Genomic DNA, 1,139 nt, shown 5'->3' on the forward strand with positions numbered 1-1,139 from the left:
GGGTTATCGTGTGTTGGTCGGGGGATGGATCGGGAATGGTTTTTTTGGGGGTTTTTTTTGGGCGTTGAATAATTGATTTAGAATTGGTACGGATAAGGGGAATTCGATTGTTTAATTAAAATAAAGTATTGCGATGGTTTTTGCGGATGCTGACGTAATGTGATTTTTGTTCAGTGTTTTGAATGTTAAAGTGAAGAAATTTAATTAAGCGCGGGTAAACGGCGGGAGTAATTATGATTTTTTTAAGGTAGTTAAATGTTTCGTTATTTAATTAGTGACGCGTATGAATGGATTAACGAGATTTTTACTGTTTTTGTTTATTATTTAGCGAAATTATAGTTAAGGGAACGGGTTTGGCGGAATTAGCGGGGAAAGAAGATTTTGTTGAGTTTGATTTTAGTTTGATTTTGTGAAATGATTTGAGAGGTGTAGGATAAGTGGGAGTTTTCGGGCGTAAGTGAAATATTATTATTTTTAACGTTATTTTATTTATTTCGTGAGTCGGAAGCGGGGTATTGTTTTTTTTTTTGGTTTTAAGGTTTAGTTTTGCTGGGTCGATTCGGGCGGAAGATATTGTTAGGTGGGGAGTTTGGTTGGGGCGGTATATTTGTTAAAAGATAACGTAGGTGTTTTAAGATGAGTTTAACGAGAATAGAAATTTCGTGTGGAATAAAAGGGTAAAAGTTCGTTTGATTTTGATTTTTAGTACGAATACGAATCGTGAAAGCGTGGTTTATCGATTTTTTAGATTTTCGGAGTTTGAAGTTAGAGGTGTCAGAAAAGTTATTATAGGGATAATTGGTTTGTGGTAGTTAAGCGTTTATAGCGACGTTGTTTTTTGATTTTTCGATGTCGGTTTTTTTTATTATTGTGAAGTAGAATTTATTAAGTGTTGGATTGTTTATTTATTAATAGGGAATGTGAGTTGGGTTAGATCGTCGTGAGACAGGTTAGTTTTATTTTACTGATGATCGTGTCGCGATAGTAATTTAATTTAGTACGAGAGGAATCGTTGATTTATATAATTGGTTATCGCGTTTGGTTGAAAAGTCAGTGGCGCGAAGTTATCGTGTGTCGGATTATGATTGAACGTTTTTAAGTCAGAATTTAAGTTAGTAATCGGCGTTTGTGTCCGTCGT

Annotated in this window: 1 rRNA gene; it reads left to right on the forward strand. The window is 34.6% G+C overall.

What is annotated here, in order from left to right:
- A 23S ribosomal RNA gene (locus tag ACM6LU_RS39150) occupies positions 1-1,139 on the forward strand; the annotation flags it as partial.

The organism is Amycolatopsis sp. cmx-11-51 (assembly GCF_047608665.1).
GTDB lineage: Bacteria > Actinomycetota > Actinomycetes > Mycobacteriales > Pseudonocardiaceae > Amycolatopsis.